Origin of the sequence: Pseudomonas sp. SJZ103, from assembly GCF_007828335.1 — a bacterium.
Lineage (GTDB): Bacteria > Pseudomonadota > Gammaproteobacteria > Pseudomonadales > Pseudomonadaceae > Aquipseudomonas.
The window spans coordinates 1-17,313 of the sequence record NZ_VIUN01000029.1 but is presented as its reverse complement, the minus strand read 5'-3'; the positions used below and the strand labels follow the sequence as shown (position 1 = coordinate 17,313).

Here is a 17,313-nt window from a genome sequence, read left to right as displayed (position 1 = left end):
TCAGCTGTAATGTTTGCGCTGTGCCTGGATTGACCCAGTTGCCGACGCAAGACTGCCCGATCTCCAAGCCTGAAAAAATCCAGCACAGACAATGAGTTACAACGATTCAGGCTGGGTCAGTGAAATCTCGGCAACTCGGCATTGGCGCCAACAAAGAGTGTAAAGCTCGGTATTCTCGTAAAGGGCTACTCTGGCTTACTTCACGACGCCGTACAGTTTGCTAGTAGTGCAGCCAGAAACCCGGCGTCGAACTTCGTCCCCTAGAACCCAGAACCTACTGCGGCACGCCCGCAAATATCGTCAATACTAATTTAAATTAATCAAACGGCAGGACAAACTGAACATAAAAACGATCGCCTACAGGTCGATTTTCCCCCGCAAACTCATGCAGCCACTTTGCAGTAACGCCACCTTTGGAATCCCCATAAGTGATATGAGGCCCTGCCGCCATAATCTGCTGGCGAAATCCATCGCCGACCGTCTCGCCCTCAAGTTTGTCGTCAGAAATTTGTTTGGTCGCATAACCACCAAGGCCGATAGATAACTTTGGCATTGAGTCAAACGCATAATAACTCACCCCATACTCGATGAATCCGACTGTTCCAGAATCGTAGTTTGTATCTCTATTTTTTGTGTGAAATTCGACTCCTACGCCGCCCGAGATCTCGACTTTCGGTGTAGGGAACCAAGTCACCATTGAGAGAGGAACAAAACTATAGTAGTTATTTGAAACATCACTACCCGTAGGAACATATATTGCCACGCCGGTATATCCAGAAATACTATGGTCCGCCGCCCCCCATGTCAGGTTAATAGGTTCAATATCTACGTTCGCAACTCCCGTATTCCTTGCACTCCCGAAATCGGTACCGATACTGATGTGAACGATCGGAATGGTCACCACGCTAGAAACACCAAACATCCCTATATCAATGTTCCAGCTATGGTTGAATCGCATCGCATCCGCAACGATATCAGCCTTAAAACCTGGTACAGAATTACGCCCGTTGCCATCAGCGAAAGTGTTGGCTCTATAAACCTGGGTATAATTCATGAGCCAGGTTTCGCCAGGCTTTGGATACAGTCCACCCAATACCGTACTCACCCCCAGTGGGTAGGAGAGATTACCTTGCTCTGTCGCATTAACATCAAGACTCGGCAAGCAAACGACACAACCCATCACCAGCGATTTTACATAAAGGCTAATTAATTTCATCGGTATTCTCCATTTATTATTATTAATATTGAGTGTTCTACCACTTTTGCCCAAACACCTGCATCAACCGCAACGGATACATTGAGTTCTTTATACCGGCCCGCGCCTCTTAATATACAATTTTAAAATTGAAATTTTGGCGAGCAAATTGACGTTCAAAATTATTGAGCGCAAGTGCTTCTCCATAGATCAGTTTTCCAAAAAAATAATGCGATAAATGAGCCCACCTCAAAAACCACCCAACTAGTCCTTCAAATCAATAACTAATCACATGTGCCAATTTAACGCCAAATTCTAACTTCCTTGAGTAAATTTACTCCAGCGATAGCCTCTCCCTGAGAGCACCACTGTTGATTGATATCTTCGAAAAATTCAGAACTAGATGTCCAGCACCAACTCGTCGCTGAGTGCGCGTGACACGCATACACACATCATATTGCTGAGCTTTTTTTCATCGTCTGTCAGATAGTCGTCGCGGTGATCGGGTACACCTTCCAGCACGGCAGTCAAGCAGGTGCCGCAGACACCTTGTTCGCAACTGGTGGGTACCTCGACACCGAGTGCGGCGAGGCTGGTGATGATGCTTTCGCCGGGGCCGACAACGGTGCTGTGGCCGCTGCGCGCGAGACGCAGGCGAAATTCTCGGCCGCCGGCAAGCTGAGTTGGGTCGGCCCCAAAATATTCGCGGTGCACTGCGTCGGCTGGCCAATTCGTGGCGGCCACGGATTGCACCAGGTCCATGAACGGACGCGGACCGCAAACATACAGATCTGCGTCTTGGGTGCGCGCTCCAAGTAGAGTGCTCAGAAGCTGTCGCAGCCGCTCCGGATCATTTTCGTGATGGAGGTGGCAAATATCATGAAAGTCCGGCCCGGACAGTTGATCGTAAAACGCGGCATGGGCCGGTGAACGGGTGAAGTAGTGCAGCGCACATGGCCGCCCCGCATCGCGCAGGGCATGCGCCATCGACAGCAATGGCGTGATCCCAATGCCGCCGGCGAGCAGCAACACGGGACCGTCCCCACGGACGATTCCAAAGTTGTTGCGTGGAGCACCAATCTGAAGCGTGTCGCCGGCCCGGACATTGTCGTGCATGGCTGACGAACCACCGCGAGATTTCAGTTCCCGCTTCACTGCAATGCGGTACACATCACGTTCCGTAGGGGAATTCCACAGCGAATACTGACGGATAAGGCCCGACGCAAGATGCACGTCTATGTGGGCACCGGCAGTGAACGGCGGCAAAGCCTCCGGTCCTGCGCTTCGCAGTTCGAACGAACGTACATCGATCGCTTCGTCCCTGATCGCGGTTACTCTTGTTGTTATCAAGCTCATGGCAAACCTCATAATTCACGGACGATACCTGTGGGCACGTTCGGCAATAGCCGCTTGCGCCAGCGAACTCGTGGCGCGCTTCACCGAAAGGCGCAGGATTACTTCGCCGAGACCTCGGTCAGACGGTCCGCCCAGCGCTCCACGTCCTGGTCCAGTATCTCTGGCCGTGTTTCTTCGCGCGTGTCGGGAACACGACCAGACAATGCCTGTTGTGAATGGGCCACGTCTTTGACCAACTTGTTCATGTCCACGTCAACCAGCACCCCGCCACGCTTGCGGATTTTGCCGTCGATAAACACCGTGTCTACGTTAGCGGCATGTCCCGCAAGGACCAACGAATTGACCGGATCAGTCACCGGCATCAAGTTCAAGTGCGTGGCATTGACCAAGACCACGTCAGCCCGCTTACCTGGCACTAGACTGCCAACAAGGTGGTCGATGCCCATGGCTTTCGCACCGTTGATTGTGGCCCAGCGAAAAATGTCGCGGGAGCTGACTTGCTGCTCGGTGATCGCGGTCATCGCTCCAGCAGTGGCTCCATTGACTTGATGCCGAGCAAAAACCAAGGCCATTCGCATGATCGCGAACATGTCACCCGTCATGCATGACACCGTATCGGTGCCCAGGGAGATGTTGACGCCAGAGGTGACAGCATCGAGGTAGTTGACAGGTTTGTTGATCCCCATATAGAGCTCGGTATCGGGCGAACTCGCGAAATGCGCACCAGCCTCCTGCATCATCATGAAGTCGCTGTAACCGAACTCATTGCAATGCGAGAGGATCGCGCGTGAATCAATCAGCCCTTTCCCAAACAGCTTCTGCGCGCCGCGGCTGATCGGCGCCGTACCGATGCCGCAGGCGGTGTGGCCGGTCCACTTGAGGTTCATGTCCAGTGCCGATCGGATCTCAGCCTCGGTTTGCTCAAACGGCAGCATGCCCTGTTCAGTAATGGCGATGCCCATGCGCAGCAGGCCGTCGTTGGCGCCGAAATGCTGATCGAGAACGCGCCGTGCATCGCTCAATCGACTGGAGTGCGTCGCGAAGCCGTCGCTTTCATAGACAGGGCAATAGCCATAACCCCATATCCCTCGAATACCTGCTGCCTTGACGCCTTCCACCGTGGCATCCGCATGCTCGGGAGTAATGATGCAATGGGAGTGATCGAACACCGAAGTCACGCCACCGCTGATCATTTCCACGGCCGAGGCGTAGGAGCCCAGACGGGTGTCTTCCGGTTGGTAGACGGCCAGGAACTTCTGCCTGACCATGTGCAAATAACCGAGCAGGGTCATGTCACCGCAGATGCCGCGCAGCGCCCCTTGCCACAGGTGCTTGTGCATGTCGATCAGGCCGGGGATGACAATCATCCCGGTGCCGTCGATGACCTCGCAATCGGGAGGTGCAACGATGTCGCCGCCGACCGCGGTGATCAAAGTACCTTCGATCAGCAAGGATCCGTCTTTGATATCCCCCAGGTGAGCATCGTTAGTCACTATCCAGGCGTTTTTGATCAGTGTGCTAGTAGCCATGAGTTATTCTCACATTGTTATTTTTTTACAGGCTGTTGGTGGTTAAGCGTCCAAACCCGGTATCGGTGCCGCATCGATCAGTACAAACGCGACCCGGCAAGGTTGCTCTGAGCGGTTTTCCCAAGCATGGTTGGTCCCACGCTGTACCATCACGTCGCCCGCCCGCATCACGACCTCGCCTTCGTCAAGAACACAGTGAATCTCGCCCGCGATAACCACCACGAAGTCGACCGATTTGGTCCGATGCAGCATCGGGTTGCTCGACTGATTGCTGTCACCGGTGTCGATCAGTTTCTGGCCGGCACGCAGCGCTCCTTTCCAGTCCCGATCAGGCGGGAATTCGACAACACGAAATACCGAGCCGCCTGCCGGAGGCGCGATACGGTGGGGCAGTGTTACCGGATCGCCCAGCGCTACGTTGTCTGCGGGAACCTGGGTCGTCCACAGTTCTGTGGTAGCCAACGTAGCGATACCCAAGAGTACGTCAACATGGGGCGACGCCTCATCGCTGACGACGACGGCGCGACCTTGAGCGTTATGTCCGGTAATGATGCGTCGCACGGCGGCAACCCGCGGAACGATAGAAGATGTTTCAGTGTGGTTCATGTTGATCTTTCCTAAGGTGGATGGCTCGAACCTGATGAGCAGATGCGTCCGTGGGTTAAATGGAAGTAACTGGTATGTGGTGTGCTTCCCTCTCCTTCAGCAACAAACCGTCGAGCACCCGCCGGGCACGCACAGCTGCCGCATCGCCCACTAACAGCACTGGTTTGAGTGACCAGAAGTCAGCATCTCCGATGACTTGCTGCTGCGCTTCGAGCATTGGCGCATCTTCAGTGAGGAACGGGGTCAGCAGCCCTTCCAGGTGGCGTTGCGCACGATCGGCGCCATCTGGGTAGGTGCGTTTCTCAAAGCACGAGGCAAAAAAGTAATGCGTGGTGCTCTCGCTTTCCGGGGTGAACACGTGCGGGATCCGTATGGTGCGTCCTGTATCACGCGGATGTCCGGCCTGGGCGACAGTGACCGTCAGCAGCATTGATGCAGGCGGATCCCAGCGAACATCCATCCAGCGGTCAGCGAGTTGACCTTGCGCCAATTGGAAATGCATACGCACGAAGGGCATTGGATCTTCAGACTGGACCCTACGGACGCAATGCACCGTTTCGCCCTCCTGACTGACCTCAGCTTTCGCAGCACTAACTGCGCCGCTGCCCAGAGTGCCTGGATGCAGAAACTGCACATGACTCAGATCGAGGATGTTGTCCGATTCCAGCACATAGTTGGCCTTCACATGCTGGTGGCCACGGCTTACATGACAGAGCTCTTCATCAATACAGCTGTAGTCGGGTAGTGCCTGCAAATCGGCCAGTTCCGGGCTCCCCGGCCAGAACCAGACCATGCCGTGGCGTTCTTGAACAGGGAACGAACGCACTACCGCCGCCGCTGGAATACGCCCATCGCCATGCGGGTTATGGACGCAGCGACCGGTGCCGTCGAATTCCAGGCCATGGTAGGCGCACTGCACACGGCCGGCCCCAGCAAGGGTACCGAGGTGCAAGGGTGCGAAGCGATGCGGGCAACGGTCATGCAGTGCACACACTTCGCCCTCCTCGTTTCGGAACAGAACCAGAGGCCAGCCAACTAAAGTGCGCGCTATCAACGTCGTGGAGCTGAACTCGTCGCTCCATCCTGCCATGTACCAACGATTCTGTAGAAATGCCATGTTATTTCTCCAACATTAATGAAACTGCGTCGCGCTGCCGGGAACGTCGTGCTATTGCCCAGTGAACGATTGACACCGCCGAGCTGAAGGCTTTGATCAACGCGACTGCATCTGCTTCAGCCGCTCACGCACGCTGTACTCGCAGCTATAACATGACCTGTTCTGGCCCCTTCAAACCGAGCATCGCACGCGCCTCGTCAGGCGTAGCCACTTCCAGCGACAATTCGGCAAGGATGCGTTTGATCTTGTGCACTTGCTCGGCGTTGGAGGTCGCCAGTTGGCCTTTGCCAAGGAATAGACTGTCCTCCAATCCAACCCGGACATTCGCGCCCATGATGGCGCCGACTGTCAGCAGCGGCATCTGATGACGTCCGGCACCCAAAATGGACCAGTGGTAGTTTTCGCGTCCGAACAGACGGTCGGCAGTGTTGCGCATCATTGCCAGATTCTCCGGGTGCGGGCCCATGCCGCCCAGAATTCCAAAGATCGACTGGATGAACAGCGGCGGCTTTACCAACCCTTGCTCAACAAAATGCGCCAAGTTGTAGAGATGGCCGATGTCATAGCACTCGAATTCGAAACGAGTGCCGCATCCCTCGCCCAGCTCCAGCAAAATGCGTTTGATGTCGCGAAAGGTGTTGCGGAAGATGATGTCTTCAGTGCCCTCGACGTAGGGCCGCTCCCATTCGTAGCGCCAGTGTTTGATTTTCGTGGCGGCCGGATGAATAGAGAAGTTCATCGACCCCATATTGAGCGACGCCATTTCGGGCTTGACCAGCAGCGGGAAGGCAAGTCGTTCTTCCAGCGTCATGTTGGTACTGCCGCCGGTCGTAATGTTCACCACTGCGTTCGTCCGGGCCATGATCTCCGGCACGAATTGCCGGAAAATCGCCGGGTCCGCCGAGGGGCGTCCATCACGAGGATCCCGCGCATGCAGATGCAAGATAGCCGCCCCGGCTTCTGCCGCCGCCACCGATTGGGCGATGATCTGTTCGGGCGTGATCGGCAGGTATTCGGACATCGTTGGCGTATGGATCGCGCCGGTAACCGCGCAGCTGATAATGACTTTGTTCGACATGAGGATTCCTCTAAGCGATGGCCCGATGCGACTCATCGGCACGCAACCGGCTAACGATTTCATCAAAGAGTGCCGGCAGACGTTCGCCGTCCTGAGCAACACCGAAGACGTAGTGGTCCGGCCGTACCAAGGCAGCAACGCATTGGTGTCGGGCGAACCACGCGCCTACCACGCCATCGCGTTCGATGAAACAGCACTCTTGTTCCACTGACGGCACATCTGACGGCACAGCATTACCGACACGATTTGCCACGCGCACGATACGTAGATTGATGTGCGCAGCCGACGCCCGAACGGCTATCAATTGCGCGGCCGATACTGATTGCGAGACAAACAGGCGAAAGCCCGTGCCAGCGACATCATCGAGTAAAGCGCCATCACCGGTTTGGCGCGGCTGTGGAAATAGCGTGCCGCGCGCCGAATGAGGCGACACAGACAAAAAACCTTGCTCCAGTGGCGGCATCAGATCCTGGCGTAACGTCGTACGTAACGTGCCGCCCATCTCGCTGATGAGTTTTTCGTCTCGGTCCAAAGCCTTCTGCTCGTCGCGTTCGCAGATAAAGCGGCCCAGTGATTTGATGATTTGGGTCAGACGTTGCACATGAGCACTGCGCTCGAGCTGATAAGTGTCGAGCAAATCAGACGCGGCGCCACCTTGCAGTACCTGGACCAGCTTCCACACCACGTTCACGACGTCACGAACACCTTGGCACATACCTTGACCCAAGAACGGGGGTTGCTGATGAGCTGCGTCACCCGCCAGGAACACTCGATCCTGGCGCCAGGTCTGTGCCACCAAGGCATGGAAACGGTATGCAGAACTACGCCACAACGTCGCCTGTCCTGGCTTAATCCAGCGTTCGAGGAGTTTCCACACATTAGCATCCTGAACCATCAATGCCGGGTCCTCGTCCTCATGCAGCATGATCTCCCAGCGTCGGTGGTTACCGGGTCCGACGACGTACGTGGCTGGGCGATTTGGTTCGCAATATTGCACGTTTACGTCGGGGAGCTCGGCCAGTGCTGCCGGCTCCACCTTGACATCGACAACCAGCCAGGGCTCGTCAAAGTCGAGGTCGTCCAACAGCATTCCGCAGAGCCGCCGCACTGTGCTGTTAGCGCCATCACAACCCAGTACAAAGCGAGCTTGTTCTATACCGCTACCGTCCTTGCTGCGGACGTCGAGCGATACATGCTGCGCGTGTTGCGAGATTGCAGTGACCTCACACCCCAGCCGAACGGTCACACTGTCATGCCGAAAGGCCTTAGCTCGCAGCGCTTCTTCCACGGGGGGCTGGGTGAACGATAGGTTGGGTGGCCAACCCATCACGAACGGAGGCGGTGCTGCGTCGAGCCTCTTGATGATAGGCCCGCGCACGCCTCGATATTCAGACGCCGGATAGGGAGCCACGTGCGGCAGGACCGCTTCCACCACACCAATTTCCTGGAATACGCGCATGATCTCGTGGTCAAGGGCGATAGCTCGCGGCTTGTCGTAAACCGTATCGAGCCGATCCAGAACCAGTGTCTTCAGTCCGGCACGGCCAAGCAAATTGGCCGCCACTGCGCCCGATGGTCCGAAACCCACAATAGCGACGTCATACATGGTGTGCATCCGCCTGCGCGGCACTCGCTAACCGACTGCGCATGCCTTCACGCCACTGTTCCTGAGTGGCAAAGCCTGGGAGTGAGCGGCACAGTGCTTCAGTTTTCGCCAGAATCTCCTCATTGGTCTGCATCAAGTCGAGCTCACCGCGGCAAGGCTGCGGGGTGTACCAAGGGCTATCGACGAACAACTCCAACGGATTTCCCTCGGGGTCCTTGAGGTAGAGAGACCAAGCATTGCCGTGGTCAATCTGCAGCATGTCCTCTATGCCGGATTCGCTAAGCCGACGAAAACACAGGCGCAAGTCATCCAGGCTTTGAACACCGAAGGAAATCTGGTTGATCGGGTTGTAGATGGCATCAGCGGGCCGTCCTTCAATGAGGACAAACTGGTGATGATCTTCGCCACTTTTAGTCAGGAATACGATTTTTTGACCGTTGAATCGAACACCGCGATCACTGGGCAGGAACCCGAAAAAGCTGACGTAGAAGGCCTCCAGTTTCTCGATGTCAATCGCATTGACGCCAAAGTGTTCAAATCTGGTTGGGGGGAGGATGGGCATAGTAGTGCCTCTTATGCAGGGTTTTAGGGAGCAACGCTCATATGTGTTTGAGGGGCTTGATGTCGCTCGACGCGGTTTCATCTATTACCGGATTGATCAGGGTGCCGATCCCCGGAATGTCGATTTCCACTAAATCTCCGTCGCGTAGAAAATACGGTGGATTGCGGAACAATCCGACACCCGAGGCCGTGCCGGTCACGAGCACGTCACCGGGCATCCAGTCGATAGCACGAGAGACATACGCGATCAGTTGCGGGATGGTGAAGATCATGTCGCTGAGTGAAAAAGATTGAACTTGCTCGCCATTGACCCGGGTGTGGACATGCAGCGCAGACGGGTCGGCGATCTCGTCTCGGGTCACAAGCCACGGGCCAAATGCGCCGCTGGACCGAAAATTCTTGCCCATGCCATAAAGGTGCGAATGCTTCTGCCAATCCCTCACACTAGCCTCGTTGAAACACGCATAGCCCGCTACGTGGTCCATCGCCTGATCCTCCGCAATGTGTCCCCCGCCCTTGCCAATAACGACGGCCAGTTCACCTTCGTAATCGAATTGCTCGGAGACCAGGGGTCGCAACAAGGGACGACCATGGGCATTTAGCGTTTGCGCGTGACGGTGGAAGATCACCGGCTGCGCTGGCACCGGCTTGCCCACTTCTTCCGCATGGGCTTTAAAATTCAAGCCAAGGCAAATAATTTTGCCGGCGTCGGGTATGACCGGCAGCAGTGTGCATTCGGCAATAGCAAAATCCGCCTTCCCCGCTTGTACGAGGCGGGAAGCCTCAGCCAAGCCATCGACTGCCAACAACTCGCGCAGAGTACGGGCACTGCCTACCTTGCCGGTCAGGTCGTAGACCCGTTCGCCGACGACAGCGCCAAATCCTGTCCTGCCGTTGTGCTCAAAACTGATGAGTTTCATGTAATCCCCTCTGACGTGGTCCAAACGTATGTGTTTCGGGGAATGACACAAAGATAGTAAAATCGCCGTCCTGATTACCAATGGTTATCACGTCGACTAATTCTCGGGTTGGGAACTCCTATGAAACTGCATCAGCTTCGCGATTTCGTTTCCGTAGCGCATTCAGGTGGTATTCGCGCGGCTTCGCGTGAATTGCAGCTAACCCAACCCGCGCTATCCAAGAGCATCCAGGGTCTTGAGGAGGAGTTAGGCACACCGCTCTTTGAACGCACGGCCCGCGGCTCGACGCTGAATGCTTACGGGGTCGCATTTCTTGCTCGGGCGGAGGCGGCAATGAGGGAGTTGGAACGCGGCCGAGAAGAACTGGATCAATTGCGCGGCGCTACGGGAGGCAGCGTGACCATGGCCGCGTCCAGTGTTGCGTCACTAATGTTTTTAAGTGCGGCGCTGGACCACTTCCGCAAGCAATTTCCAGATGCAGTTGTAAAAGTGATGGAAGGTACCTTTCCCATCATCCAACGCGGTATTCGTGATGGCACGCTCGACTTCGCCGTGGGGCCGATGCCCGCATCATTTGCGCCTGACGAGTTTGCCGTGGAACAGTTATTCGCGAATACGCGTTGTGTCGTCGCGCGGCGCAATCATCCACTTAGAAGCTCGCAGTCACTGCGCGAACTGCTCGATGCAAAATGGATCGTGACGGGGGCGGTAGGTCCACGCGACGCAGAATTCAGTGAAATCTTCGCGCAATACGGTCTACGTGTTCCCGCAATTTCAGTGCGCTGTGAATCGCTGATTGCGCTGCTCTGCCTGTTGGCCAGCAGCGATGCGATTGCCTTCCTGCCAACACAGTGGGTGGAATCGCCTTTGACGCAGCAGATCTTAATGCGGTTGCAAATAAATGAGCCTGTAGAGGGGCCACCGACGTGCATTATTCGGCGTCCAGGCATGCCTCTCACCCCGGCTGCAGAGGCGCTCGCGATGGCGTTTCGGCGAGAAGCCGAATTTTATTCAAGGGAAAGAGTTTGGCAGGGCGCGCCATTACGCTGACTTTCTGGTCGTGCTTCAATTGAAGCTGGCACGACAGCCAAGTCTGGTATTCGAGCGTGCCTGACTGAGCCCCTGAACAGCATTATTGAGGGATGAGTCCCCTTCGAAGAATTTTGATAGCGCAAGTTCTTTGCGTAGATCATCGGAGTTCATGACCTTCTCCTCACTATTCACGTTACCTGGGCTTCATCGAACCAGATGCGGACCGTCTGGGTAAAAAATAAATGCACGGTATCCCACCAGCGTCGCCACCAATGACCTTGCTCTGCGTCCACAAGGACCACCAATGGCCGACTCCCTAGCTTGTACCCGGCATCGAACAGGTCGAGTCTTCCGACGACCGTGCCTGCCGTGATAGGGGCTTCGATGGGGCCATCAAACGCCAGGCGCATCTCGACGTCACGATTTTTATTCTTGGGCAGCGTGAGGGTCATGTCTTCAAGCAAGCCTACATTCACGTAGGGTTGTATGCCTTTCCAGAGCGCGACCTGCGAGAGTACTTCGCCACCTTTCTTATAGGTTTGGGTGTCGTAAAAGCGAAAGCCGTAACCCATCAGTTTCTCTGTTTCTGCCGTACGCTTATGGGCGCTACTGGCGCCCAGAACTGCGCTGATCAAACGTTGCCCATCCTGCTGTGAGGAGGCGACCAAGCAGTAGCCCGCAGCCTCTGTGTGCCCGGTCTTCAAGCCGTTATAGGTGGAGTTACGCCATAAAAGCGCGTTGCGGTTGGATTGCTGAATGCCGTTCCAGGTGAAGGTTTTCTTGGCGTAAAGAGGGTAGTAGGTGGTCCCTTCGTTGATGAGTTTTCGAGCCAGGGTCGCCATGTCACGTGCGGAAGAATAGTGCTCCGGGTCCTGTAGACCGGTGGCGTTCATAAAGTGGGTGTTGAGCATTCCCAGTGTTGAAGCGGTTGAGTTCATCATCCCGACAAACCCGGCTTCGCTTCCAGTGATATGTTCGGCCAGCGCAACGCTCGCGTCATTGCCTGAGTCGATGATCACGCCGCTTAGCAAATCGTGAACCGAAGCAGAGCTGCCGGGCTTGAGAAACATCCGTGAGCCACCTGTACGCCAGGCATTTTCGCTTACGACGACCTCATCATTTGCGCTTATCAGGCCAGACTTAAGTTCATGCGTCGTGATGTACGCAGTCATTAACTTAGTCAGGCTGGCCGGTGGTAGCCGTGCATCACTGTTGTGGCTGGTAATGCCCCGTTCGTTTTCGCGTCTATGAGTATCCAGGCTTCGGCTCCTAGCTTCGGCGCAGCGGGGATCATTGTCCCCATGGTCGCGTTGGCAGCCAGAGCGGCATTCGCCCAAAGAAGCGGTGGTGTTACACAGAGCACGGTTAAGACACGCAGGAACAACAGATATCTCACAAGCAAAAGGCCTTGGGTCAGCAATATGTGCTGCCAAACTAGGCCTGGGCGCCGAGGCGCTCAAATTAACCAGTATGTTAAATTTAATGTTCAGGTACAGATCGATCCGTGGCTTGACCGCTGAACATCGGGCAGTGAATCAATACCCGTGTTCCCCTGCCCGAGGCACCGGGGTGGATATCCAGTGTGTATCCGTGCAATTTCACGATGGCGGCGACTAACGACAGGCCTAAGCCGTGGCCTGGGTTTATCTGGCTTCCCTCGCCGCGATAGAGCCGGCGAATGACATGCGTACGGTCCGCTTCAGGGATGCCGGTACTACCGTCCACTACTTCAATAATGACAGTTGAGTCCTTGATGCTCCCCCGCAATTCGATATGGCCGCCCACCGGGGTAAATTTAATGGCGTTATCGAGCAGATTGACCAGCGCTTCGAACAGTAACGAAGAGTCGCCATACACCTGGCAATCGCTGGGAATGTCCAGCGAAAGCGTTTGGGCTCGGTCCAGTGCCATCGGCTCGTAAAACTCATGCGCCTGTTTCAACAACGTCATGATCGGGAAGTGCGCAAAGGCAGAGCGGCGACGAATATCCTCAAGCTCAGCTACCCGCAGCAGTCCCTGAAAGCGCACCATGATCGACTCGCTCTCCTCAAACGCCTGATTCAAGGTCTGCTTATGTTCTAGGGCCAGCGGTAACTGCTGGAGCTGATAGAGCCGTGCGCGTAAGCGTGTCAAGGGTGTGCGCAAATCGTGGGCAATACCGTCGCAGACGCTTTTCACCTCATACATCAACTGCTCTATGTGATCGAGCATCGTATTCACGGCGTTGGCCAGCATATCCAGTTCATCGCGGCGTGCTGACAACGGCAAACGCTCAGCCAAGTTGCCCGAAACGATACTTTCGGTACACAGCTGCAGGCGTTTGACACGACGCAATGGGCGACGTCGCAGTAAGCGCCAGCCAATCAAACCGGGGATAAGGGTTAATGAAAACCCCCACATCAGGGCCTGCTCAATAATGCCACCCACGGCGGAAATCGACCCGCCGTCACGTGCCAAAATCAGGATATGTCCGTCAGGGCGCCGTGCCAGCAACGCATAGCTGCTCCGGGTTTCGGTGCTGGGTAACGCAATGCTCAGGCCGCGCTCAAGGTAGTGAACCTGGCCGTCGTCGGGTAGGTTGGAGCGCAGTTTCAGCAGGTCGCCGGCGACATGGGTGCCATCGGGTGCAAATAAACCGTAGGCGTCGATCCCGGGGGTCGAGTAAGCCTCACTCGCCGCTAACTCAGCAAGCAGGTTCGAGTCGTCGACCTTTTGATAGTAATGGGCGCGTTGCAACAACGTACGCTCGGCAACCGTGCCCAGATAGTGGGAGATTTCCCAGTACAGCACACCGGTGAAGAGTGCTCCCCAGGCGACGAAGAACACCGCGTAAAACCCGATCAAGCGACTACCGGACGAGCGCCATTCCTCATTTTTTGGTGGCGAGGACATAGCCGGCACCGCGTATTGTATGGATCACAGGTGAATCTTTGTCGCTTTCCAGCTTTTTACGCAGTCGTCCGATGTGCACATCAATGATGTTTGTCCCGGGATCGAAGTGATAGCCCCAGACGCCTTCAAACAGCATGGTACGAGTGACCAGTTGGCCGGCACTGCGAATCAGGAAGTTGAGCAGTTTGAACTCGGTGGGCAGCAACTGGATGTCTTCGTCATTGCGCGTCAGCTTGTGCTCCACTAAGTCCAGTCGCAGGTTGCCGCAACTGAGGTGTGGGTTGCTGGGGTCTGCGGCGGTGCGTCTGAGCAATGCGTCAAGGCGCGCGATCATCTCGACGGCCGAAAAGGGCTTGGTCAGGTAGTCATCGCCGCCCGCACGAAGTCCCATAACGCGCTCATCCACGTCCGAAAGAGCGCTGATCATCAGGACCGGCGTCTGAATCCCAAGACTGCGCAAGGTGCTGACAATCGTCAGCCCGTCAAAGTCCGGCAACATGCGATCCAGCGTAATCGCGTCGTAGCCGCCCGCAATCGCCAAGGCCAGTCCGTCGCGTCCAGTGGCAGCCCACTTTGAGCTGAAACCGTGGCGTTGGAGTTCAGCGACAATGATTTCGGCCGTCACCTGATCATCTTCAATGACCAACGCATTACTCATAATTTCCTCCATTCGTGCGTGTTTTTCAGCGCTCCCGACTCAATGCCGACATCCAGTGCAAGCGAACCTTATTGCTCCAAGTTGCGCGCGAATACTAACTATTTCTTAACCCACCTTAACCCGGTCATCTCGCCTGCACGGATATATTCGTAATAACAGCCGAACGAGCTGATTGACATGAGGGTAAATAGTGACAACCTATATGGCTTTCTTCTTGCTGACATTCGCCTTGGTATGCGCCCACACAAATTGGCTTACTCACAAAACAAAATCGACGTGGTGGGGCTCCTGCCTGAGCCGGGAGTGAATAGCTATAGTTATCTGGTCACTGTCGGTTGGACGTGACCGTTTAACCCGTTAATCTTGTTTTTGCATGTTATTGAACCTCAACAACGGGAATCCGCTCGGGTGATCAAACCGATATTGCTGATACGTCGTCGCTTTGCCTCGATCCGATGGCGTACTCGGGTGACACTCTGGGTCGCTGCTACCCTGGCAGGGTTGCTGGTAGTGATGTTCGCCCGCTTGGCTGACCTAGCGCTGATGCAGTTCGCCCAACAGGCCGCCGCCCGGCCGTGGCTGCCGTTTATCTACACGCCGCTGGTCGGCATGTTTGTGGTGTGGATAACTTCGCGTTTTTTTACAGGGGCTCAAGGTAGCGGTATTCCCCAGGTGATCGCGGCTACGCGATTGGCCCACCAGGGCAAGCCTGTGAACAAGTTGGTATCGTTGCGTCTGGCCTTCGCCAAGATAGGACTCGGTACTCTGGCCCTGACCGGTGGTTTTTCAGCGGGGCGTGAAGGCCCTTCGGTGCAAGTCGCCGCCTCGATCATGCATTTCTTTCACCGTTACCTGCCCAACGCACGCATCATTCGCCCTGAAGACCTCATCCTGGCCGGTGGCGCGGCGGGTATTGCTGCTGCCTTCAACACGCCCTTGGCCGGTGTGGCCTTTGCAGTGGAGGAGCTGGGGCGCAAGTTGGAAACCCGCACCAGCGGGGTGTTGCTCAGCACGATCATTTTGTCGGGTATGGTCGCGATAGCCTTGCAGGGCAACTACAACTATTTCGGACACTTCGACGTACAAGAGGCCAATCTCGATATCGTTCTTCCGATACTGGCGATTGGTATTGGCTGTGGTGTTATGGGGGGATTGTTCAGTCGGATGCTCCTATGGCCACAGCGGTATCGCAGTTTTGTCGTCTGGGAATGGCGCCGCCTGCATCCAGTCTGGTTCGCAGGTGGCTGCGGCATGATCGTGGCGATTCTCGGTTGGCTCAGCGGTGGGATGTCCTTTGGCAGCGGTTACGGGATCACCTCCCAGATCATCGTGTCCGAGGTTGGTTTGCCGTGGCACGCGCCGATTACGCGTTTTCTTGCGACCGTTGTGACTTATTTTTCCGGCATACCGGGCGGTATTTTTGCCCCCTCTTTGGCGGTAGGCGCCGCTGTCGGTACCAATGTCGCTGAATACTTCGCCTTGACGGCACAGCCCATCATTGCACTGTGCATGGTGGGGTTTCTGGCAGCAGTCACGCAATCGCCGATCACCTCTGCAATCATCGTGATGGAGATGATCGACAGCCATGGCATGGTCATCAGTCTGATGGCTGTTGCACTGATTGCCAAAGCAGTCAGTGCCAGGATGGGCCCCGAGCTCTATCAGCAGTTGGCGCGTGGCTTTCTGCAATCGGACGGCAGTGGCGCCGCCGCGCAAAAAGCCAACACGTAGATTGGGTCAGTTCAGCAGCGGTAGCGCCGCTGCTCTGAGCTTGTGCCGGTCCTCTTCGAGCACAAGCGCAGTGTTCGCGTGCTTGAGCAGCAGTTCTGCGTACCGGGTACAGGCCCCCCTGAACATCGCCGGGTTTATCTGAGCCAGGCTTACAAGGGCTTTCATGAGGCGCAGGTCGATTTCCACTAGAGCCGCGCCATCTCTGGCAATCGGTGCGAAGAAGTCATCGAACAGGTCATTCACGGTCAAACCGCGCAGGTAAACGTGTTGGCAGTCAGCGTCGATTTTCGCGGCGGGTTCTTTAGGTGTACCCCAACATGTCAGGCTTCTGACGCCGCGCCCAATGACGTCAATGGCGGTGCCGGGGTCATTGACGGCCGGCGACAAGGCGCGGGAGGCGATTTCAGACAACACTGACAAGCCGAACCGGGGGTCGTGTTCGAACGTTCGACGCACGCCGATAGCCAGGGTAGCGATGATTTTTTCGTTGCTCGACGCCAGTTCCTCCCCGCGCGCCTCGCTCAAACTGTCGATTCGCGCGAGCGGCATGCCGACATGCACAAAGCTTCCCGGCAAGACGTCCATAAATATCTGTATCTCGTCTGCTTTGGCGATCGCGCCCAGCGCCTGAACGTCAATATGCTGGACGTACCCCGTGTGGAGGCTTGTGATGATCAGCGCAGAATTGGGGATCATTGACTCGCAAGGGTAGGCGGCTGCCCCCAAATGCGGCCATTGGACTCGATTGTTAATGGCATCAATGGCTGCCTGCTCGACACGGTCAATAGTTTCTCCCACCCGTCCAAGCTTGGACAAATGATCGATCCAGCGCAGCAGCGTGTAGACAATCAGAATGACCACGACAATGGTTACCGCGAATAGCAAAACTCTCCCTTGTTTACCGTAGGCGCCGGTACTCAGAGCAATGATCCCAACCAGGCTGAACAGGAAGGAGCCGATAAAGGTGGCCAGGGCATTTTGTGTCGTGGTGTCTTCCATCACCAGGGTGGTGGCACGGGGCGTCACACCGCT

The 17,313-nt window shown here is 55.9% G+C and carries 14 protein-coding genes and 1 pseudogene; 2 read left to right on the top strand and 13 right to left on the bottom strand.

Annotated elements, in window-relative coordinates; all coding sequences use genetic code 11:
* Positions 1-316: 316 nt before the first annotated feature.
* The 9 genes from FBY10_RS31210 to FBY10_RS31170 all read right to left on the bottom strand — a co-directional run bounded on the left by FBY10_RS31210 (position 317) and on the right by FBY10_RS31170 (position 9,968).
* The gene (locus tag FBY10_RS31210) at positions 317-1,216 is read right to left on the bottom strand and encodes a transporter (RefSeq protein ID WP_145338851.1); all 900 of its coding nucleotides are present in this window, start codon (positions 1,214-1,216) and stop codon (positions 317-319) included.
* A gap of 378 nt (positions 1,217-1,594) precedes the next feature.
* A complete protein-coding gene (locus tag FBY10_RS31205) occupies positions 1,595-2,551 on the bottom strand; it encodes a PDR/VanB family oxidoreductase (protein WP_145338852.1) in 957 nt (318 codons plus the stop codon).
* Positions 2,552-2,649: 98 nt separating this feature from the next.
* Entirely contained in the window at positions 2,650-4,080 is a 1,431-nt protein-coding gene (locus tag FBY10_RS31200; protein ID WP_145338853.1) for an amidohydrolase family protein, read from the bottom strand.
* 42 nt (positions 4,081-4,122) lie between these two features.
* Positions 4,123-4,686 (bottom strand): cupin domain-containing protein, encoded by a 564-nt coding sequence (locus FBY10_RS31195; RefSeq protein WP_145338854.1) that lies wholly within the window; start codon positions 4,684-4,686, stop codon positions 4,123-4,125.
* 55 nt (positions 4,687-4,741) lie between these two features.
* Positions 4,742-5,803, bottom strand: coding sequence for an aromatic ring-hydroxylating dioxygenase subunit alpha (locus FBY10_RS31190; RefSeq protein WP_145338855.1), 1,062 nt, complete (start codon positions 5,801-5,803; stop codon positions 4,742-4,744).
* A 145-nt stretch (positions 5,804-5,948) separates the two neighbouring features.
* On the bottom strand, positions 5,949-6,881 hold the full coding sequence (locus FBY10_RS31185) for a 3-keto-5-aminohexanoate cleavage protein (protein WP_145338856.1): 933 nt from the start codon (positions 6,879-6,881) through the stop codon (positions 5,949-5,951).
* A gap of 10 nt (positions 6,882-6,891) precedes the next feature.
* A complete protein-coding gene (locus tag FBY10_RS31180) occupies positions 6,892-8,487 on the bottom strand; it encodes a bifunctional 3-(3-hydroxy-phenyl)propionate/3-hydroxycinnamic acid hydroxylase (protein WP_218571062.1) in 1,596 nt (531 codons plus the stop codon).
* Positions 8,480-9,049 (bottom strand): VOC family protein, encoded by a 570-nt coding sequence (locus FBY10_RS31175; protein ID WP_145338858.1) that lies wholly within the window; start codon positions 9,047-9,049, stop codon positions 8,480-8,482. Before FBY10_RS31175 ends, FBY10_RS31180 begins: the two co-directional genes overlap by 8 nt.
* A 37-nt stretch (positions 9,050-9,086) precedes the next feature.
* Positions 9,087-9,968 (bottom strand): fumarylacetoacetate hydrolase family protein, encoded by an 882-nt coding sequence (locus tag FBY10_RS31170; protein ID WP_145338859.1) that lies wholly within the window; start codon positions 9,966-9,968, stop codon positions 9,087-9,089.
* Positions 9,969-10,088: 120 nt separating this feature from the next.
* Between FBY10_RS31170 and FBY10_RS31165 the strand changes: the two genes are divergently transcribed.
* Positions 10,089-11,018, top strand: coding sequence for a LysR substrate-binding domain-containing protein (locus tag FBY10_RS31165; protein ID WP_145338860.1), 930 nt, complete (start codon positions 10,089-10,091; stop codon positions 11,016-11,018).
* A gap of 170 nt (positions 11,019-11,188) precedes the next feature.
* Here FBY10_RS31165 and FBY10_RS31160 read toward each other — a convergent pair.
* From FBY10_RS31160 to FBY10_RS31150, 3 genes and pseudogenes are all read right to left on the bottom strand, one after another.
* Positions 11,189-12,303 (bottom strand): annotated as a pseudogene (locus FBY10_RS31160) (D-alanyl-D-alanine carboxypeptidase family protein).
* A 176-nt stretch (positions 12,304-12,479) separates the two neighbouring features.
* Positions 12,480-13,892, bottom strand: a complete 1,413-nt coding sequence (locus FBY10_RS31155; protein WP_145338861.1) for a HAMP domain-containing sensor histidine kinase — start codon at positions 13,890-13,892, stop codon at positions 12,480-12,482.
* The gene (locus FBY10_RS31150; RefSeq protein ID WP_145338862.1) at positions 13,870-14,550 is read right to left on the bottom strand and encodes a response regulator transcription factor; all 681 of its coding nucleotides are present in this window, start codon (positions 14,548-14,550) and stop codon (positions 13,870-13,872) included. The genes FBY10_RS31155 and FBY10_RS31150 overlap by 23 nt, the downstream gene beginning before the upstream one ends.
* 408 nt (positions 14,551-14,958) lie before the next feature.
* Here FBY10_RS31150 and FBY10_RS31145 point away from each other — a divergent pair, with 408 nt between their 5' ends.
* A complete protein-coding gene (locus FBY10_RS31145; RefSeq protein ID WP_145338863.1) occupies positions 14,959-16,281 on the top strand; it encodes a chloride channel protein in 1,323 nt (440 codons plus the stop codon).
* A 6-nt stretch (positions 16,282-16,287) separates the two neighbouring features.
* Here the strand turns inward: FBY10_RS31145 and FBY10_RS31140 are convergent.
* Positions 16,288-17,313, bottom strand: a 1,026-nt coding sequence (locus tag FBY10_RS31140) for a DUF2254 domain-containing protein (RefSeq protein ID WP_145338864.1), incomplete at its 5' end; no start/stop codon positions are given.